Here is an 18,412-nt window from a genome sequence, read left to right as displayed (position 1 = left end):
TAGCTGAATACAGTCACGTAAACAAGCCCCCTATTGCTGCAAGCGGGCCGGCACACGTTCGGTGTGCAGGGTTTGTACGTCTCCGTGCTCCCCGGCTGCGGTGTATACCGCAACGACGTCGAGCTCGACGTCGCTCTCGAGCACCGCAAATCCATCCAAGAACTTCTCTTTGGTTGCGAGCCACCGGTGGATCTGGGAGCAATTGATGGAAATCACCTCATCGGGTCCGAGCCGGAGATCGAGGAAACGCGAAATCGGGCCGGGTTTTCCGTCCGCCTGCGCCACGGCGAATTTCATCCGGATCGCTGCCGGTCTCTCCGTAGGATTGTGAACGTTGATGGCGGTGTAGTACCTTCCGTTGGCTACCTGCTCCCCGCCGCGGTCGCGGTCCTCATCTTTGTCTTTATCTTTATCCTTATCATCCCTGTCCTTATCTTTGTCGCCTTTCTTGTCCTTCTTGCCGAACAGGTCATGCAACAAGTCCTTTTCCTTCTCCACCTGTCCGCACACGAATTTGGCTGAGTACTGCAGGGCGCGAGTCTTTACGTTGGGCAGCTCCTTGGGACCAATCAGGATGCCCACGTTGCGGTCGGTATTGCACACCCGCAATTCCGACGCCAGCACGCTGATAATCGACGTTCCGTCGGGTGTGATGTCGCGCGGATTCTGGTTTGCTGGACACGCGGCGGGTCCGGGTACGCCGGGCGCCTGGAAAGCCTTGGCCAGGTCGCTGGCAATCTGGGCGGCACTCTCCCCGGGATCGGTGTGCACCTTGGCTGTGCAAGAACCCAGGCTGGAGCTCTCGCGCACCGTAACGTCACCACCGGCCGCGCCACCGGGCGAAGTTTCCAAGTCGACCTTCATGACGGCGATTTGGTTGCGCAACGGTGAGCCGATTCCCGAGACGTCGAAACACGTGCTGGTCGCCGATCCGGGAGCCGCATGGATTGCCGTGAACAATTGCCCTCCCACGGCCGACGGCGCGAACAGCTTCAAATTCGGCGGGCTGCCCTGGAGGTCTTCCCCTTTGAGCGGTTCCGGTGGTATTCCATGAACCTCAGCTTTCACCCCGCTTTGCTGGCAGGAGGGAGTTGAATTCACGGCGTCGCGCGTCTTCAAGAGCGCCGCGTCGGTCTTAGTTCCCGTCTGCAGGGCGACATTCGCAGTGCACAGGACCTGCACACCGTTCCGTCCCTGTACCGCGGGAATCACGTCAAAATTAGCGGCTGGGACCGGTTCCGATCCGGGTGTTGGCGGAGCCGGACCAGGTCCCGGCGCTGGCCCCCCGGCCGGCATACCGGAAAGACCCAGAATGCTGCTCGGGGGATTCGCTTGCGCCGGACAACCCAAAATATGATCAATCCCCACCTGCCCGCCGCAGGTGATGGTTACGCTGGTGATCGGGTTGCCAGGCGGATTGCATTGCGCGATTGTCTTGCCGCCGATGCAGCTTCCATTGAAGCAGGCCCACGCAACGGTTTTTCCTTTGTAGAAGCCGCCTTTGCTGGTCACGATGCTGCCCGAGCCGTCAAACGAAATGGTTCCGCCCATGTCATCGGTGGTAGATGCAGCGCAGACGGCGCCATTTTGCTGAATGATCTGCATGGTGCAGGCGGAGCCGACCGGGTTCGCCAGAGTGCCGACAAAGCCATTGCCAAACACCGGGATGTCCCAGATGTCATTGTTCACCCAGCCTTCAAAGTTGCTGAGGAACGGTTGCGTAATGATGAACGCGCCGCGGCCGTGGGTACCCGCGTAAAGACGCCCACGAACTGTGTCAACGGAAATCTCATACACCGGTACATGCGGCAGTCCAGTTCCATATTTGATCCAGCTGCCACCAGAGTTGGTGCTCAGATAAACTCCGTCATCCGTGCCCACCCAGAGGGTAGTGGGGTTTTCCACCGTGATGGTGTTGGTGGGGATGCTTGGCAGCCCGGTATTCGCCGGTGTCCACATGCCGCCGCCGTTCGTGGTCTTGAACACATGGGCTCCGGCGCTGAAGCCCGAGTAGGTGGCGTAAGCGACATCGGGGCTGTTGGGATCCACGGCGATGCGCGTGATCGGCGCGTTGGGAAGACCCTTGGCTGCGCCCCCGATCGGGGTCCAGCAAGCCAGGGTGGTGCAGGCGCTATTGGTGACGAACATTTGCCCGTCGTAGTAGCCGATGTAAACGCGGTTGCCATTGCTGGGGGCCACGGCAATGGTCGTAATCACGTTGGAAACGCCTATATCAGGAAAGACTGGTGTCGTTCCGCCCAGCACCGGGCTCACCGCGGTCCAGGAGCTGCCTTTGTCGGGGCTCCGGTACAAACGGTTGCTGCCGAAGAAAAGATTATGGGGAGCCGCGGCGGCCTCCACGATTGGAGCATAAAAGGATGCCGGCTCCAAGGTATTCAAGCCATTCGTAATGCTTGACCAGCCACAACAGCTGCCGCCGTCCGTGGACCTGCGGGGATCCACGCTCACGTAAAGATCGAACATGGTCATGACGTCATCCCGGTCCATGACGGTCGAGGCGGAGTCGCCATCGTCACTGTGGTTCCAGATGCGCGTGCCCACCCACATTTCGGTTCCGTTGTCCTGCGTCCCTCCGATAATGCGAGCCGTCAACGGCGAGAAAGAAAGGGATTGGAATCCGCTGATTTGCAGATCGCTGTTCCCGCTGGTCCACGAATTACCGCCGTCGTTGGAAAACACAAAACCGCCATCGTTCACGTCGTAAATGCGGCTCGCGTTCGAGGGGTCGGGAAAAACCAGATCATGGTGATCCGGGTGGACGTTCGCGCCCATCTCATTAAATGTTTGGCCGCTATTGGTGGACTTGTTGATGACCAGGCCGCCGAAATAGACCGTCGCGTCAGTGCCTGGGTCGATGGTCAGCGCCTGGTGATAGCGGCTGAAACCCGTTGGCACGCCAGCGTTGACCTGGGTCCAAGTCGCGCCTGCATCGGTGGTTTTGAACAAGGGCGAACTGCAGTAGCCTCCAAAGACCGGCCCATTGCCAATGGGATCGGGACAATTACCAAGAACGGCGTAAAGGACAGCCGGTGATGCGGCGCTAGGATGACGAATGGCCAGCCGCACGCTGTCGAAGGTAGTGGTTGCCGGGTTGGGCAGTCCCGTGGCTGCCGCGCATCCCGGTGGCAGCGCGATGCCGGAGTTCAGCGGACACCAGTGTGCTCCTCCATCCGTAGTCTTGAAGATGCCTTTTCCCAGGAAGCCGGCATAAAGTGTCGTGTTGCTCTGCGGATCCATCAACAGATCGGTTGACCGGGCAGTTCCCGATCCGGGAACGGTGAGGTGGGTCCAGCCGGAGCCTTGATTTGTGGACTTGTAGATTCCATAGCCTTGCGGCGGCGGGGGCGCCGTCACCGTTGATTCAGTCGCGGAAGCAGTAACGCCGCTCGACACGGAAACGTAAATCACCTTGCTGCCCGCCGAGGTCGTAGGATCGAGAACGACGTTGGTAATCGATGCGAACTTGAAAAGGCTGGCGCCCACCAGATTCCAACTGAACGTGGGAAACTCGCCGCCCGAAGTCGATCCAATCAGCAGTCCCATGCCGTAATAGGTGTCACGCCGGATGCCGTTTTCCCCGGTACCCGCATAAATCACAGAGCAGCCGCTGGCGCTGCAACCATCCAGCGCGATTGAACCGATGGCCAGAGATGCCTCATTGTCGGACATTGGCAACCAGTTGACCCCACCGTTGGTAGAGTGCCATACACCCCCGCCGGCCGTTCCCAGCCAGACGTCATTCGAGTTCGCTGGATTCACCGCGATCACCGTCGCGCGGCCGCTGGCATGCACCCGAGAATCGGCGTTGGTCTGTCCGTTTTGGTAGTCAGCCGGACCGATTGGAAACCAGTTAATCCCTTGAATTACCGACTGACTCTCAACCACCGAAGGCGCCATACAGAAGGCGAGCAAGCACAGAGTCAACCAGCGGGTGGACCGGCAAAGCCGGAGGCAATGTGCAAATGTGAGGGGCATGTGTTTTCCTCCCAATCTTCTGAATTAGAATTATGGCAATCCTGATTCGGCCCGCCAAACAACATGTCAACTTCAGTTACCGAAGGAATTGCGGCTTCACCAAGACGGTCACCTACGTTAAGAAAAATGAATGCTGGGAGTAAGGCCTCGGGGTGAACGCGAGCCTCTATCACCTTCAGGCCTCAATTTCAGGCCTCAATCTGTGCCAAATGCCACAATGACTGCAATTCGGGATCGGAAATCCCTTCCGATGTTAGTGCAGATGAGGACATGAACGTTTCAAAAATAATTTTTGGATGGGTTCCTGGAAATCTAACCCCGCCTGCAAGGTCGCGATCTTAAGAAACGATGCCGTCAAGACGCCCCCGAAGTCCGGTTCGGGGAAGTGCAGTTGCCTGTTGGACCGTGTGCCCCGATTGCGGTCAGATCACGGGCAACCCGGAAGTCGATGAACGGCCACACTGTGCTTTTGTGGACGGTCACCCCCTTCTCTTCCAAGCTCATAAGTAAAGGGCAGCCGTGAACGTGCTGTTGCCAAAAACCTCGGCTTAAGTGGGTCGCCAAGTGACTAAGTTTACGGTGCCTAGGCAGGACATTATGGCTGTTTCAGAATCAGGATTCTGGGAACTTCGTACATCTAGCCGCTAGCAAGGCCCAATTTTCAATTGTGTCCCCGGAAGCCAGAAACGTGGCCCACCGAACCAACCCCCATGTGACGGCGATCACAGCCAGGGAGTGAGAAACAGGGATACCTTTCCAGCCTAGGTTGTCGAACAAAGATGGCCGCAACCCGGGGAGTGATGCCCGACAATTTTCCCGAACGGCGGTGGTTTTGGGTGACGCTGGTGCTTTCGAGCATCAGCGTTGTCGGATTTGTGTTCGCCGTATGGGAACTGCTGGAATCACGCTTCTTCCGCGACGCCGATTACCTTACTCTTCATTACCTTTACATTAGCCGAGGCGTGTTTTCCTCTTTCCTGTTGGCGTTCTGGGCCGGCTGGTTTGTGTTGCGGGGACGCCGTAAAAGCGAACAACAGCTGCGGCGCTCGCGGGCGCGCTATCTCGGGATTCTCAACTGTTCTCCCGCGGCCATCGCGCTTTTCGACTCTGCTTTGGTGGTTGAAGAGTGGAATGCCTCGGCTGAGGACCTCTACGGTTACACCCGCGCTGAGGTGATTGGACGCAAGCTGCCAATCGTCCCCGCCGAGAAGCAACACGAAATGCAGACGTTTCTTGCGCAAGCCTCCCAGGGCAAACCGGTGCTGGACGTTGAAACGCGCCGTTGCGCAAAGCACGGCGATATCATTGACGTGCAAGCCAACGTACTTCCATATCACGAAGAGGAACCCGGTCATTACTTCCTGGAGGTGAGTGTCGATATCCGGGAACGCATCCGTCTGCGACAGACTCTGCTGCAGGTTGAAAAGCTGACCACGATGGGCCAGATGGCGGCGGGAACAGCACACCACCTGAATACCCCGCTGGCGTCCATGCTCCTGCGCGTCCAGCTGGCGCGCAAGCACGCCCAGAACTCAGCCGTGGACACGGACCTCGGTGACCTGGAGGGCAGCATTCGTTATTGCCAGCAGTTTGTTCGCCGGCTGCTGGACTTCAGCCGCCGGCCACAACTTGCGCGGCACGCGGAAGGCATCCAGGAAACGCTTCATTCGGTCTTGAGTTTTTTAAGCCCACAACTTGTGGCCAAACAGGCCCGCATCACGCTGGACATGGACCAGGTGCCCGGTTCCGCGGTCATGGCCGATCGCAACCAGATTGAGGCCTTGTTCCTGATCCTGATCACCAATGCACTGGACGCCGTCGGCCTAAAGGGACATATTCTGGTTGGCTGCCACACGGAAAACCAGCGGATTCACGTAACCATCGAAGACGACGGCTGCGGCATTGATCCGAACAACCTGCCACATATTTGCGAGCCGTTTTTCACGACTAAGCCGGTGGGCAAGGGTACCGGGCTGGGGTTGTCCATTGCAGCGACCATCCTCCAGGAACATGAAGGCTGCATGCACATTGACAGCGTTCCGAACCAGGGCACGGTGGTACGGATCGAGCTGCCGCTCTCGTCAAGAGCAGCGGCACCGGAAGAGGTATCAGCATGAACGAGTCAGGCGCCAAGCCCACGGTGCTGGTCGTGGACGATGACCCCAGCCTCACCAGGACCCTCCAGGAATTCCTGGAGGAAGAGGGATACCTGGTGGAAATTGCCCATGATGGCGAAGAAGCGCTCGCTATCCAGAAGAAGAACCCCCGCATTTGCCTGGCGCTGCTGGACCTGATGATGCCGCTGACGGATGGCATCACGCTGATGGAGCAGTTGCGAAGAGAAGATCCCGATCTGGCGGTGATGATCATGACCGGCTTTGGAACCATCGAAACGGCAGTCGAGGCCATCAAGCGGGGCGCGGAAGACTATCTGACCAAGCCGCTGGAGCCCGAAGCAGTGAAGAAGAAAGTGGGGCGGATCGTGGAGGTATTCCGGCTGCGAAGCCGGGTCTCGCAACTCGAGAGTCACTTGCATCGTTGCCGTCCCTCATTCGACTCGCTGGTGTACGTTTCGCCGCTCATGCAGCGGGCGGTTGAGAAGGCGCGGACAGCAGCCGAATCCGATTCGCCGGTTCTGGTGCTGGGTGAAACCGGCACGGGGAAAGAACTGCTGGCACGCGCCATCCACGCCGCCAGCGGCCGCGCGGCCAACCAGTTCGTTCCGGTGAATTGCGGCGCTCTGCCCAGGGAGTTGGTTGAGAGTGAGCTGTTTGGCTATCGTCGCGGTGCTTTCACCGGCGCCTTTGCGGACGGCGCGGGAATTTTCGCTTCCGCGGCGCGTGGCACCGTGTTCCTGGACGAGATTGGCGAGATGCCGAAGGAAGTCCAGGTGAAGCTGCTGCGGGTGCTGCAGGATAAAGAGGTGCGGCCGGTAGGCGGCACCAAGGCCATTCCCGTGGACGTGCGTATCATTGCTGCTACCAACCGCACCAACGACGAGCTTCGCCACGAGCAGCTTCGCCAGGATTTCTATTTCCGGATTGCGACTGTAGTGATCGAGATTCCTCCGCTGCGCGCGCGGCCGGAGGACATTCTGGTGTTTGCGCAACACACGCTGCAAAGGCTGGAACAACGCTACGAACGGCACATCACACTCCATCGCAGTGCTCTGGAATTGCTGCTCAAGTACGCGTTCCCAGGCAACGTCCGCGAACTGGAGAACCTGCTCGAAAGCCTCGCCGCGTTGTCGCGCGACGATCCGCAGACCATTACGGAAAAAGACCTGCGGCCGTTACTCGATCCGGCCGGACTAGCGGACGAGCCTGCGGCCAAAGGTGTAGGGCAGACGGTGGCGATGGAGCCGCTGGAGCGGATGGCCATCGACCGGGCGCTGCGACTGGCGGAAGGAAACCGAAGCAAGGCCGCTGCGCTCCTGGGGATCTCTCGCGACACGCTTTATCGCAAGATGCGGGAGTACCGTACCGAACCGTAGCTACCGCCGCGACTGTCCGATATTCTGACATGCACGCAGATCGGACACTTGCCGGCCGGCCGCTCTTCACAAACACCAACGCTAACCGTTTGCAATCAAGTTAGTTTTCAGATCACTTCACGCCCGTGATGGCCAGGCGATTGCAGGAGTCTCATGCGGAGACCTACCGTGTCGCATGGCCAGAGTTCCGAAGGGCGCCAGCCGATTCGCCTGATCGCTTGGGCGCTCCTGGCTACAGTCGCTGTGGTGGTGTTCGCCGGGGCCATGGTTACTCAGGGCCGGCGAGCGCGCGAGCGATCTTCGCTTTTTCTGGCAAGCAGCCCACAACAAGGCAGCGTAGTGTTCCGCGCGAAAGGCTGCATTCGCTGCCATTCGGTGAATGGCGAGGGTGGCAACGTGGGCCCCGACCTGGGCCGCAGAGATCCGTCCCGATCGGACCTGCCACAGCTGGTCACGGCGATGTGGAACCACGGACCCAAGATGTGGGAGCGGATGCGCACCGACGGCGTTCCTCGTCCCAGTCTCAGCTACGACGACGTTGCGCAGTTGCTGTCCTACCTCTATATGTCCCGCCACGTTGATGATCCCGGTGATCCCGTCATCGGGCGCGAGTTATTTCAAAGCAAAGGGTGCGTGCGTTGTCACGCCGTTCACGGGGCCGGCGGCAGGACAGGGCCGGATCTTGCGGCAGTTAACGACCTAATCGGGCCGATGGAGTGGACGGAAGCCCTTTGGAACCACGCTTCGAAAATGCGGCAATCCGCGGAGCAGGAAGGGGTCCCATGGCCGAAATTTCAGGGTCATGAGATGCGGGACCTGTATGCGTTCGTGCGGCAGGATAGCTCAAATGGCCCGGTACCGTACGGCGATCCCGAGCGTGGATGGCAGACGTTTCAACAGAAATCCTGCGCGGGATGTCACTCCATTCGTGATGCCTACACCCTGGAGGGACCCAGCTTTGTGCCTGAGCGGCCGTTGCCGGGGACGTTTATGGAACTGGGCGGCGCTATGGTCAGCCATTGTCCCCAGATGGAGAAGGCGATGGCTCGGCAAGGCATCACGCGCCCCAAGCTTTCGGCCCAGGAGATGACAGATATTTTCGCGTTCCTCTACAGCCTTACATACGTTGAACCCTCCGGTTCGCCCCATGTGGGAGCAAGCGTGTTTCAGTGGCGCGGTTGCAGCCGCTGTCACGGCGAAAACGCCGAAGGCACCCCGCGGGCCCCCGCGCTTCGAGGGCGAACCTACAACTCGATCAGTCTGGCGGTGGCACTGTGGCGACACGGCCAGCAGATGCATGCGCAAACTCGCCAATTGGGACTGGCCTGGCCAACCTTGGCCGGAGACGATGTCGGCGACCTGCTTGCCTTCCTGAATTTGCCGGCCGGGGCGCGCCACTGAGATGTCCGACTATCTGACACAAACTGTCCGATGCTCTTCGCGTGCAGAACGGCCGCAGTCATCACTAATCACTTGTGACCTCTCTTGCCGGCAGCCACAGAGATCAACGTTTGTGCGCACTTACTGTCGCTCCGGCTGGGGCATGCTGCACGCGATATCGGACTGGTGGCCAAAATGCATCTGTCCTACACAGTTTCTTGGGAGGTGGCACTTGTTAAAAATGAATCGAATTCTGCCTGTCATCCTGATCATGTTCCTGGTTTGGGTTACGCCGGCCATGTCCGGTGGCCCGCCGCGGCTGATTACTGTGATTGCCGACAAGGACAACTTGTTCAAGATTCAAGGCCAGAAAATGCCGGTCATCACTATGAAAGCCAATGAGGTCGTGCATCTGCGGATCATCGCCAACAAGAGCACGGAGTGGGACAAAGACGGCACCATCCATACCTTCACAATCAATGCGCTCAAGGACCAGGGATGGGACTTGCGCCTTAAGGAAGGCACGCAAGACTTTACCCTGGCGGCGCCTGCGCAGCCGGGCCAATACGTGGTGGAGTGCACGGTCAAATGCGGTGCAGGCCACGACGACATGAAGATGCGGCTGGTGGTCACCCCATGAGCAAGCCTTCGGACAACGCGATGTCACGGCGCGGTTTCGTGCAGTTCCTGGCGCGCGGAACCGGGGTCGTGGTAGCTGTGGGAGCGGCATGGAAGGCGGGCGCCGCGAAGATGTTCCGCGAAGTGCTTCCGGCGCGGTCCATTGCTCCCGGCAACCAGAAATGGGTCATGGTTATTGACCTGGCCAAGTGCGACGGATGCCGGGACTGCACCAAAGCCTGCACTGCGATGCACTTCGTTCCGCCGATGCAGGAGTGGATCAAGGTATTTGAAATTACCGACAATGAGGCTGCTGGGCCTTATTTTTTGCCCCGTCCTTGCATGCAGTGCGATAACCCGCCGTGTGTACGGGCCTGCCCGGTAGGCGCTACTTACAAACGCACGGATGGCATAGTCATCCAGGATGACGATCGCTGCATCGGTTGCCGCAACTGCATCGCCCAATGTCCATATTCCGCGCGCTCCTTCAACTGGGGAGAGCCGCCGCATACGTCGCAGGAACTGGCCCGCTCCTACGACGTGGAATACAACTACCCGCACCGCAAAGGCACGATAGAAAAGTGCATCTTCTGTCCCGAGCACCTGAAGGCGGGAAAGCTTCCCGCGTGCGCCGCAACCTGCAAAATGGGAGCCATCTACTTCGGAGATCAACTTGACGATGCGGTGACCAACGGCAAAGGGGAGACCATCCAGTTCTCCAAGATCGCCCAGCGTGGGGCTGGTTTTCGATTGTTGGAAGAACTGGGGACTGAGCCGCGCGTTTATTACCTGCCTCCCGCCAGCCGTAAGTACCCGTCTCCCGAGGAGAAGCAGCAAACCGACATGGCAGGCATGGGGCACTGAGAGGTGAGCATGGAAGCTCGTGAACAGAATTTGCTGCGTTCGATGCTGGAAAACACCTGGCGATTCTATCTCTGGGTCGGTTTCCTAGTCGCGGTCCTGCTGTGGGGGCTGTACGCCTACATCCAACAGCTGCGGAACGGGCTGATCGTCACCGGCATGCGCGACCAGATCTCCTGGGGGCTGTACATTACCAATTTCGTTTTCTTCATCGGCATCAGCCACGCGGGCACGCTGATTTCGGCCATACTGCGAGTCACGGACACCGAATGGCGGAAACCGATCACCCGCATGGCCGAGGCCATCACAGTGTTTGCGCTGTGCATTGGCGCGCCTATGGTCATGATTGACATGGGCCGGCCCGACCGGCTGCTCAACGTGTTCCGCTACGGCCGCATACAGTCGCCCATCATCTGGGATGTGCTCGGTGTGAGCACCTACCTGACCGGCTGCATCCTCTATTTCTACATCCCCATGATCCCCGACCTGGCGATTCTGGCCAAACTCCCGCAGATCTCTTCCTGGCGGCGCCGCCTGTATCGCGCGCTTTCGCTGGGTTGGACCGGGACAGTGGGACAGAAGGCGCTGCTGGAGAAGTCCATCTCCTCCATGGCCGTCTTCATTATCCCCCTGGCGGTCTCGGTGCACACGGTGGTCTCGTGGATCTTCGCCATGACCCTGCGTCCAGGATGGAACAGTAGCATCTTTGGGCCTTATTTCGTCGTGGGCGCCATCTATTCCGGGACAGCCGGCGTGATCTTCTCCATGTGGGTGCTGCGGCGCGTTTTCCGCCTGCAACAATACGTTGAGGATCTGCACTTCCGCAAACTGGGCCTGCTGCTGCTCGCGTTCTCGCTCATCTATCTGTACTTCAACATCAACGAGTACCTGACCGCCGGCTACAAGCTGGAAGGAATGGAGCGCATGCTGATGGACCGCCTATTTACTGGTGACTATGCCGTATTGTTCTGGGTCGCGCAGAGCATGTGCGTATTTATTCCGGCGGCCGTCATGATCGCCGTGCTGGGCTTCAAGCGCTATCAGCGCTATACCATACCCGGCGTGGTGTTCTCATCGGCACTGGTGATCGTGGGCGCTTGGGTGAAGCGCTACATCATCGTTGTTCCAACGCTGCGCAGCCCCTATCTGCCTTCGGGACAAAGGCTGCCCTGGGAGTGGACACACTACCATCCCAGTTGGGTGGAGTGGTCAATCACTGCGGCCGCGGTTGCCGGCTTCGCGTTGATTTACACGTTGATGGCCAAGGTGTTCCCGATCGTATCAATGTGGGAGACGCGCGAGCAGGAACCGGAGATCGCACAGCCCGAGCCCGCCGTGGTTGTGCCCGCGCGGTGGTGGAAACCGGGAATCGTGTTTCCAGCCTTGATGTTGGCGGCCCTGCTGCTTTGGGGTACAAGCGCGAACGCTGCCGGCCCAGTCCGGCCCAAGCCAACCAAAGTAGCCGCAATCACTGCGGAGTGGAAGACGGTTCCGTTGGCGGAAGCGACCCGCGTGTCCGCGTCCGACGAGAGTGCTCCTGTGGGGAAAGAACGTGTTTCGACGTACGCTGGCCTCTTCACTCTGCATGGACTGCTCACCCGCTCACCTCAAAACGAGCCGAAACCACTGCCTCCCGTGGCCGTCATTGCCACCTTGCGTGACGCGAGCGGGGCGCCCATCAGCTTCAAGCCCGTGGAGTTTTCAGTAAAGACCGGTCTCGGCAACCTTTCGTTCGGTAGCCGCCCCACACTGGCCGATGGCAAGGCGCAACTGATCATCAAAGACCGCCGCTACGGTTCCTATCCCGTGCAAGTGGCTTTCCGCGGCGATGAAGAATACGCTCCTGCAGACTTCAACATCACTGTTGATTTCGGCGCACGACCGTTGCCTTCGCTGCCTCAAACCGGTGTGTTGATCACTCCTTTCGCTACCCCGTCTATCACGGTTCCTTTTCTGGCGTTCTACGGCACCATGTGGGCGGCATTTATCTACACTTTTGGATACTTGATCCTATGGAAAATGCGCAGCGTTTCCCAGGACACAGAACCAGCATCGATCCAGACGCCGTTAGCCGCATCATCAACCGCAGCATTGACTGCGTCATCAACCGTAACATTAAGCACACCCCAGGCGCTCAATGTTCACCACGCTTTGCAGTCCAATTTCCAAAGCAAGTGAGGCCACACTTCATGAACCGGATGATCTATGTTGTTTTGGTACTCGCCGCGACCCTGGCAGTGGCCGGGTTCCGGCTTTCCGCTTCAGGGCAAAACATGCAAGCCAACGGGGGGCAGGGGAGCGCGCAGCAACCGGGAAAGATGCTGATTGCGGACGCAAAACCCCGTGAGCTCCCCACTACTTCCGTGCAGGGGCCAAGCTGGCTGAAACATCTTGGGCTCACAGTCTCACAAACTCAGATGGGCCAGGTGGGAGCAGGAGGGCCCGTTCCCGCCACCGACCAGAAGCCGGGACTTACAACGGGAACTCCTGCAGGGCCGGACAACTTGAAACCGATTGTCCAGCGATTGCTCTCGACGTTCCGCGCCCGCCCGGAACAATCTTCGGAAATCCTGAATGAAAAATTCGTGGTGACGGGAGCTGATCTTTACCGCTGGAATTGCCAGGGATGCCACGGACCCGATGGAAAAGGATCAACGCCGGAAATCAACTCGGTGCTGGGCCCCGTCCAGGGAACGTCCGCGGTATTGACGCGAACTCGCCTGACGGCGAGAGGAATCGATGTGGATGACGACATGATCAACGAGGTGACCGAAATGGCAGACACCTCCCTGCGCGACCGGCTTCAACACGGTGGAAAGAGCATGCCGTCCTTTGAGTACCTGCGCGCAGATGAAGTGGACGCTTTGCTGGGTCATCTGGAGAAGCTGGCTGGGGTCCCACCGACAAAACGTGATGGTCTTCTTGTTCCCGAATCCGCCGCCCGGGTGGGCGAGCACATCGAGAGGGGGACCTGTCACATATGTCACGACGCCACCGGTCCAGGCGCTGGACACGCGAGCATGCAGCAGGGGACCATTCCGTCACTCGCCAGCATCCCGAGAGGGCACTCTCTCAGCGGCGTTGTTCACCAGGTCCAATATGGCTCCTGCGACGTGATGAAAAAAACAGGGGGGGATGTGATGCCCGCCTACCCGTATTTCACTGAGGAAGAGATCGCGGCAATCTACTTTGCCGAATATGCGGCTCGGCGATAGAGGCCGTTGAGGATTTGCAGCCAGTAGTCTTGAAGAGAGGAAAAATGAAACTCAAATATTCACTCCAGGTCATTGCTTTGGCCCTTGTCGCGTCTCAATTGTGCATGGCCGGCTCAATCAAAGGCAAAGTGTCTCCGGGCAAGTCAGTAGTCTATTTGGAAAGCACTGCACCACAGCCCGCAGAAAAGATCGTGACCATGGACCAACGCGGATTGCTCTTCCAGCCGCACGTGCTGGTGGTCCAAGTGGGGACGACGGTCGAGTTCCTGAACAGCGACAAAGTACAACACAACGTATTCTGGCCGTCCATTTCCGGGGACAAGAAGAAGACCCACAACCTGGGCACTTGGCCGGAGGGGCAGAAACGGTCTTTCAAGTTTACCGACCCCGGTATCGTCCCCTTGCTTTGCAGCGCGCACCCTGAAATGTCGGCTTTCGTCATCGTGTCTCCCACTCCCTACTTCGCCGAGACCGACGCAGCCGGTGACTTCACTCTCTCTAACGTACCCGACGGTCCATACACAATTACCGCTTGGCACGAGGGTAAAAAAGTCCAATCCAAGAAAATCACCGTTAGCAGCGATAGCGCCGTTGACTTCACTCTGCAATAAGCGAGGACCCGGAATATGAGTACCGACTATCCTGATCGACAGGAAACAGCAAAAATCCATTTCTAAGAGAGGCAAACGAGTCAGATCAACATCTCTTGCGCCCAGGGTGGTGTTTCGCCCACCCCTCTAACCTCAACAACTGCGGAGACTTACTTGCTCCTGCAACCATCGTCCGGCCTTTCAGCTCCCGGCAACCCCCGCAATGTTCGACGATACGCATGGGGGCGACCAGTACTGTTCCCAGCTGGCTTTTGCCTCTCTGATCACAGACAGCAACGGCAACCAAATATCCCTCAAGGGCCCGTTGGAGCCCAAAGAGTCGCGGGGCTTTCCGTGTAAAACCCATACAGCAATTCCAGGCGATCAGTCGCATCAAAAGCCTCCAAGGTTAGGACAACTGTCCCTCCAACACTCCAACACTTCAATACTCGCCACCGCCGCCTGAGAGTAAGATCACACCACAGAAACGAATCGAATGACAATGAACTTAAAAATTCAATTCCCAGGAGACCACAACACACAACTCGCATCAAACTAGAGAGTGTCAATTGCATACGGAGGTCGAACGACGGCCCCTGGTATTTATTGTTCGAGACGGTTCCCCCCGTTGTTGGTGATGTACAGAGTCCTGAAACGGGAACGGAGCTCTGCGCAGAACAATTGACGCAGGCCACTTTGGGTCGTCGCGATGGTTCGCAGACCGACTGCTCGCACAGAAGCCGCCTCGACCGCCTCCCTCATCCGCTTCCGCCATGACCGAATATCATCAGCACATCCAGCACAAGAACGCTCTCTCCGGCACGTCTACCTGCTTTCCGTTCCGCTGGCCTACGTTTCGATCTACGCCTCGTTCTTCATCTTCGCCCTGATCCCCGCAATGTATTTCCTGTTGGAGAAGAAGCTGGGGGGGACGAGTAACTAGCACCCCCTCTTAGAGAGGTTCTCGTTTGGGAAATGAGCCTACATGTCAAAGGCACAAGGATGGGACGGCAGGAATAACGCATCACAGCTGATCGAAGAAATGCGAGCTAACCTCTTTGTTGAGCAGGCTGCTCTTGACGTTGCGCAGTTCTTCAAGAGACGGCTTAGTGGCTCGCTCGGGCGCGATATCTTCCGCGAAGATTTTGCCGAATTGCGCGGCCAGGTTTTCATCGAATGAGGCAAAAACGATCTCCCGCTCGTAGCGGTAAGACCGGGGATGAAAATTGTAACTTCCAATCCAGCAGAAGACTCCATCGACCAACAGGAACTTGCTGTGCAAAGTCGTTGAGCCGTCATAGACCTTTTTCGTGAAGACTTCCGCTCCCTGCTTCTTGAGCCGTGCCAGACTTTGCAAAATCGGGACCGTCATTACCGGCTCATCGATGCTGTCCTTGGAGTTCGAAAGGATCCTTACGCGAACCCCCCGCTTGAGGGCGTCTACAAGCGCCCTTTCCATGACTGCGTCCAAAATAAAATAGGCATTCTCAATATCGATCGATTGCGAGGCGCCGTAGAAAGCTTTCACCGTCGCTATATGAATGTTGTCATCCCGCAAGGGCTGATGATCGACAATCATGGAAAGACCTTCGCCCGAAGGGGCTCCGAAATCATAGGGAAGAAAAGTTAATTCCTTCCGGCCCCTTTGCTCGTTCCATTCATCGACAAACGTCATTTGCGCCTGATTGATCGCAGGCCCTCTGACGTAAATGTCCGTATCTCTCCAGCGGCCACCTTTGTCCGGGTACAAGTGGCTGTATATGTTTCCCACGTTCATTCCACCCATGACCATGTATTGACGATCCACGATCATCACTTTGCGATGCATTCCCATGTAAGGGTCCCGCTTGTCTTTGAGGCGCACAATTTGAATCGGGCTCTTGGAAAATGAGGGATACTTTTCCAGATAGTTGAGGACGTCCCGATAACCGATTTCCTTGGCCACATTGCCGTCGACCACAATCTTGATATCCAAATCTCCGCCTTCGCAGAGACGTTTCAGTTTGGCATTAATAAGCCAGTCGGCGAATTCCCAACCTGTCCCATCATCATAGAAGGCCCACGCAAACATGTAGATTGACTCGCGGGCCTGCTCAATCAGCTCTTTTCTGTTAGCGAAAGAAGCCGGTCCGTTGACCAGCACGTCAACCTGGTTTCCAGAAACAAATTGAAACCGGAACGGCTTTTGCAGAACGCCGGTCATCTCTTTTCTGTAGCCGTCTTCCTTCAAAAGACTGGGCTGACCGTGGTTCCGGGGAGGAAAAGAAGTGTTAGAGATAACGTCTCGGGACAACCGATCCGCAACATGCCTCCAGGACTCGTAGGGAATCTCCTTTTGCATCCATCGTTCCGCGCCCAGGTAATCGGTGACGTGAACGGCATCTCCTTCAATTTTTGTAATCAGCGTCGACTTGCTTCGAACTGCCTTTGAGTTGTCAGCTTTTTGTCCGCAAAAAGGTGAATCCCGATGGGCGCAAGCGCCCAGCGAAAGAGCCAAGGAACTAGTGAAGATGAGTTTGACCAATACGCGCATTTCTCCGAAATCATACTCCCGGCTGAATCGTTCTGCTGCCTTTTCAAGCCTCCCGCGCGCAAGGTCCACAACCGGGCGTCGAGGCAATTGGCCGAGTTTGTACCGAGAAGTCGGCATGTGTTTACCAACGATTCTGCAGGCACAATCCACGATCCTGGAACATTGACGGGCCATCGGGAAACTATTCCGGGCCCGAAGTCGGCTTGTGGGAGATCGCCTATGATGTCTCCCAAGCCCGTTTGTGGATAGCTTCCGTGTAGCCGACTAACCAGGACTTGGCCGTCCGCAGAGCAGGTGGGCCTGAACTCCCATTGAGATAAGATAGCCTGTGTGCCGACTGGTCACGAAGAGCCGTTGTCCGAACTTTCACCTACAAAGAAAAGTAGAACTGTCGGGCTCCGGTTCTCGTATCTGTCTCCAGGACGAAGCGCACCCTATTCCTAGGGTGGAATAACCTCCTCACGGTCTGTTCTGCGGTTGCTCAGGCGCAGCGCGGCATGCAGGCTGATTCAATCGCTCACTAAGACCATCGCCTATCGCAACTACGGTTTTGAAAGACGACTAACGGAAGACGGGAGACAACAGTGATGTCACGCAAACAGACAGCCAGACTCGGCGGCGTGCTCTACGCGGCGATGAGCCTGCCCGGTGCATTCACGCTCGTGTACATCCCTTACGTCTTCTTCGTCCGGGGGGACGCGGCGGCGACGGCGAGCCGGATTGAGGCGTCCCCGGCGTTGTACCGGCTCGGGGTCTTCGCCGAGTTGATGTGCGGAGTCTTTGCCATCTGGATGGCAATGGTCCTGTATGACCTGTTCAAGGACGTGGACCGCAAACAGGCCCGATTGTTGGTGGGGTTCGTGTTCGGCATGGTTGCGATCGGGTTCGTCAACATGGTGGTGCTGGCTGGCCCACTCGTATTGACGAGCGGGGCCAGCTACCTGTCCGCTTTCGACAAACGGCAGCTCGATGCCCTCACACTGGGATTCCTTGGTTTGCGAAACCAGGGAATACACGCGGCCGTAATGTATTGGGGTCTGTGGCTCCTGCCACTGGGGATTCTCGTCTACAAGTCCGGCTTCCTTCCCCGTCTGCTCGGCGTCCTGGTGTTCATCGCCGGGTGTTCGTACGTGATTGACGCCTTGACGTATTTCTTCCTCCCGGGTTACGGAAGCATCGTCGCCCAGATATCAACGCTGCCGCAAGCCCTTGGGGAGGGCGGATTCGTGTTCTGGACGCTGATCAAGGGCGCTCGCGAGGATGCTGCCTGAACCATGAAGACCATCGTTTATGGCAACTGCAGCTCACCCGATGTTCTTCATTGTGAAGACGTTGAAAGGCCGACCATCACAAGGCGGTGTGAGCGCGCGCCCCATTCGTTGGGCCCGGATCACGGGCAAACCGTAACTTATCCGGGTCCAGAAGTCCGGTTCTCGGAAGTGCTGGTCCGCTGGATCAAGCGCCCCGATCGCGGTCGGATGACGGAACACGGAAGTTGCCGTTCCAAAAACCTCATCAAAACTGTGGCGCTAAGTAGCTGAAATTCCAAGCCCATTGGGAGTCGCCAGGGCCGTTTCTAAACCAGATGAGACTGTTGAAAAACTCGGCTGCACATCCGGGTTTTGTTGTTGGTGATGATCATCAAGTGTGCTAATGAGATGTTCAGGAGGAGCACACCAGATGATGGGTGAACAATCCCGGACCGAGTCACTGTTCTACTACTTCC

11 protein-coding genes are annotated in these 18,412 nt (G+C 57.8%); 9 read left to right on the top strand and 2 right to left on the bottom strand.

Going from position 1 to position 18,412, the window contains the following annotated elements:
• Positions 1-30 precede the first annotated feature (30 nt).
• Complete coding sequence (locus LAO20_17860) at positions 31-3,906, bottom strand: hypothetical protein (protein ID MBZ5533299.1); 3,876 nt, start codon at positions 3,904-3,906, stop codon at positions 31-33.
• A gap of 869 nt (positions 3,907-4,775) precedes the next feature.
• Between LAO20_17860 and LAO20_17855 the strand changes: the two genes are divergently transcribed.
• The 8 genes from LAO20_17855 to LAO20_17820 all read left to right on the top strand — a co-directional run bounded on the left by LAO20_17855 (position 4,776) and on the right by LAO20_17820 (position 14,174).
• Positions 4,776-6,113: a PAS domain S-box protein gene (locus LAO20_17855; GenBank protein ID MBZ5533298.1), complete on the top strand. Its 1,338-nt coding sequence runs from the start codon at positions 4,776-4,778 to the stop codon at positions 6,111-6,113.
• The gene (locus LAO20_17850; protein ID MBZ5533297.1) at positions 6,110-7,489 is read left to right on the top strand and encodes a sigma-54 dependent transcriptional regulator; all 1,380 of its coding nucleotides are present in this window, start codon (positions 6,110-6,112) and stop codon (positions 7,487-7,489) included. The genes LAO20_17855 and LAO20_17850 overlap by 4 nt, the downstream gene beginning before the upstream one ends.
• 153 nt (positions 7,490-7,642) lie before the next feature.
• Positions 7,643-8,890 carry a cytochrome c gene (locus LAO20_17845; protein MBZ5533296.1) on the top strand — a complete coding sequence of 416 codons (1,248 nt, stop codon included), beginning with the start codon at positions 7,643-7,645 and terminating at the stop codon, positions 8,888-8,890.
• A 220-nt stretch (positions 8,891-9,110) separates the two neighbouring features.
• Positions 9,111-9,509 carry a hypothetical protein gene (locus LAO20_17840; GenBank protein MBZ5533295.1) on the top strand — a complete coding sequence of 133 codons (399 nt, stop codon included), beginning with the start codon at positions 9,111-9,113 and terminating at the stop codon, positions 9,507-9,509.
• 110 nt (positions 9,510-9,619) lie between these two features.
• Positions 9,620-10,351 (top strand): 4Fe-4S dicluster domain-containing protein, encoded by a 732-nt coding sequence (locus tag LAO20_17835; protein ID MBZ5533294.1) that lies wholly within the window; start codon positions 9,620-9,622, stop codon positions 10,349-10,351.
• Positions 10,352-10,360: 9 nt separating this feature from the next.
• On the top strand, positions 10,361-12,526 hold the full coding sequence (nrfD, locus tag LAO20_17830) for a polysulfide reductase NrfD (GenBank protein ID MBZ5533293.1): 2,166 nt from the start codon (positions 10,361-10,363) through the stop codon (positions 12,524-12,526).
• A gap of 11 nt (positions 12,527-12,537) precedes the next feature.
• Positions 12,538-13,563, top strand: coding sequence for a cytochrome c (locus LAO20_17825; GenBank protein ID MBZ5533292.1), 1,026 nt, complete (start codon positions 12,538-12,540; stop codon positions 13,561-13,563).
• A 44-nt stretch (positions 13,564-13,607) separates the two neighbouring features.
• A complete protein-coding gene (locus LAO20_17820) occupies positions 13,608-14,174 on the top strand; it encodes a carboxypeptidase regulatory-like domain-containing protein (GenBank protein ID MBZ5533291.1) in 567 nt (188 codons plus the stop codon).
• Between the two features lie 1,003 nt (positions 14,175-15,177).
• On the opposite strand, the gene LAO20_17815 is transcribed toward LAO20_17820, so the two are convergent.
• The gene (locus LAO20_17815) at positions 15,178-16,803 is read right to left on the bottom strand and encodes a phosphatidylserine/phosphatidylglycerophosphate/cardiolipin synthase family protein (GenBank protein MBZ5533290.1); all 1,626 of its coding nucleotides are present in this window, start codon (positions 16,801-16,803) and stop codon (positions 15,178-15,180) included.
• 470 nt (positions 16,804-17,273) lie between these two features.
• Between LAO20_17815 and LAO20_17810 the strand changes: the two genes are divergently transcribed.
• Positions 17,274-17,957, top strand: a complete 684-nt coding sequence (locus LAO20_17810; GenBank protein ID MBZ5533289.1) for a DUF4386 domain-containing protein — start codon at positions 17,274-17,276, stop codon at positions 17,955-17,957.
• Positions 17,958-18,412 lie beyond the last annotated feature (455 nt).

This window comes from Terriglobia bacterium, assembly GCA_020072815.1.
Taxonomy (GTDB): domain Bacteria; phylum Acidobacteriota; class Terriglobia; order Terriglobales; family Acidobacteriaceae; genus Angelobacter.
This window is presented reverse-complemented; position numbering and strand designations above follow the sequence as displayed.